A 2,011-nucleotide genomic window follows, 5' to 3' on the forward strand; every position below is an offset into this window, starting at 1 on the left:
GTATTCTACAAGACCCTAATTTTATTGTCCAATTAAGTGTAACCTATACAGAAACACTTTTATAGAAAGGAAAGTCGGTACTCATCTTTTCTTTAATTTAATGTCCCTTGTATGTAATAAGGGCGTTGGTTCTTATGCAAGAATCGGTCCATTAATTAAGTTAGACTAGAAAATCATTAATCAATTGATTTGTTGTAAGTACTGTAGCAAATTCATCATTTATTGTAGCTAGAGATACATTGTGTATAGTTTCAGCATCATAATATATATTATTTTGATCATTCAAGCCGAAAGCAGCTGTTGCATCAGAAATCAGATATGTTTCAAAACCTAAATTTCCACTCATTCTTGTAGTCGTTGATACACAATGTGGCGTAGTCAAACCAGTAATAACAACTTGTGATATTTCATTTACTCTTAAAAAGTCTTCTAAATTTGTACCAATAAAACTACTGTTTACTTTCTTTTCAATGACTACTTCTTCACCAATAGGTGCTACTATTTCTTTAATGGCAAAGCCCTCATTCTTCGGATAAAATACTGAGTTAGGATTATCGGAGGTGTGTTTTATATGTATCACCAACCAGTCCTTCTTCCTCCATAATTTTAGAATGCGACTGATATTTTCTTCCGCGTTGAGGTTATTACGTTCACCCCACTTTTGGTTCTCAAAAGCCTTTTGTACATCAACTATAATTAATGCCTTTTTCATTCCAACCATATGATCACTCCTGTATTTTTTCCGAAAATCTTGCCCGTTTCTTGAATGTATCCTTTATAAATCCTACGCTCCGTTGCTTGGAGCGGAAGACGGACGACTCCGAAGGGATCAGCAAAAGCAAAGCGTTGAGAGCATATCTTTGCACTCGCCTTGAAACCCCGTAGGGCGCAAGATTTTAGCGACCGCGGAGGCTCAAGCCACGCCCCTCGGAAAGCGTTCCGTCTGGAGCGCGAAGCAACAACTTGCATATTAGATAATGGCCCGATTCTTCAATACGGGGCGCAGATCCCTATTCAAGAATTGCGCCCGATTGCTTAAGTTTCTTATTAGTATTTCTCAATTTTTATCGTTATATCTTCTTCGTTAATTGTAACGTTTTCTGCTTTGGACACTTTCTTTATAGAATCTTCCACTGCTTGTTGAATCTTTGTTTCATCTACTTTTATATCCGTCGGGTAACTTACTGATACACTCATTTCTTTTACATTACCATCTACCATTATTGCTATTGATTCTCTATCAAGTTCCGTTTGCTCTGTAACAGATGTTATTACTTCACTTTTCAACTCTGAAACCAAATTCAATTCTGATGATAAATCCGCATCATTTCCCTCGTTTTCTGAATCCTCTAGTACTACCACTTCGGGCTTTCCATTACACCCAACTAAAAAAATTGAACTGAATAATACTCCTGAAATTATTGCTTTTTTAATCATTTCTAGTCCCACCCTTTCAAAAGTTACGAATTCCACAACTGGCCCAAAGCTATGCGATTAAGTCTTGTTAAGTAAAAAATATAAAATTTCCTTTCTTCTTAATACCTTTTCGTACCCGTAAAAAGAACAAAATAGCAAGTGACAGATTGACTAGCCCAATAAAAAGAAAAACAAAGGTTAAATATTTCCCTCCTACTATTGGTGAACTATATATTGTTAAACCTAATAAAACGTAGATCATGCTAATTACAGAAAGAAAGACTGTTAGTCTTTTGATGTAATTTTTAAGTAATAAGTAACCGCTTAAAGTTACGATATAAGATAAGCTAAATAGAATTAATATAGGATACACAGGATGAAATTTTGCTGCATAGATAAAATAATCTAGTTGTGATATATCGGAGTTATTTGTAACCTGTCCATTAAGTACGTTGGAAAAAAATGCAGTGTGCTTCCACTCCCACGGGACATCCCTAATTGCACTCCCTTCATACCATGCTATAAACGTTGAAAAAGCTAATAGCATTAAGGCTATTAAGAATTGAACGGCATACTGTATAGGCTACACTTACTT

General features: G+C 35.4%; 3 protein-coding genes. All 3 read right to left on the bottom strand.

The genetic code is table 11. From position 1 onward, the window contains the following. Nucleotides 1-160: 160 nt before the first annotated feature. The 3 genes from RL70_RS17060 to RL70_RS17695 all read right to left on the bottom strand — a co-directional run bounded on the left by RL70_RS17060 (nt 161) and on the right by RL70_RS17695 (nt 1,996). Nucleotides 161-721, bottom strand: a complete 561-nt coding sequence (locus RL70_RS17060; protein ID WP_039044596.1) for a cysteine hydrolase family protein — start codon at nt 719-721, stop codon at nt 161-163. Between the two features lie 326 nt (nt 722-1,047). Further along, the gene (locus tag RL70_RS17065; RefSeq protein ID WP_231567297.1) at nt 1,048-1,437 is read right to left on the bottom strand and encodes a topoisomerase; all 390 of its coding nucleotides are present in this window, start codon (nt 1,435-1,437) and stop codon (nt 1,048-1,050) included. Nucleotides 1,438-1,504: 67 nt separating this feature from the next. Beyond that, a complete protein-coding gene (locus tag RL70_RS17695) occupies nt 1,505-1,996 on the bottom strand; it encodes a YjdJ family protein (RefSeq protein WP_082003468.1) in 492 nt (163 codons plus the stop codon). Nucleotides 1,997-2,011: the final 15 nt, after the last annotated feature.

It is taken from the genome of Sporosarcina sp. ZBG7A (assembly GCF_000813425.1).
In the GTDB taxonomy this organism is placed as follows: Bacteria; Bacillota; Bacilli; order Bacillales_A; family Planococcaceae; genus Sporosarcina.

Excerpts from the sequence above, each read along its gene's own strand:
- RL70_RS17060 (WP_039044596.1), bottom strand. The coding sequence starts at position 721 with ATGGTTGGAATGAAAAAGGCATTAATTATAGTTGATGTACAAAAGGCT.
- RL70_RS17065 (WP_231567297.1), bottom strand. The coding sequence starts at position 1,437 with ATGATTAAAAAAGCAATAATTTCAGGAGTATTATTCAGTTCAATTTTT.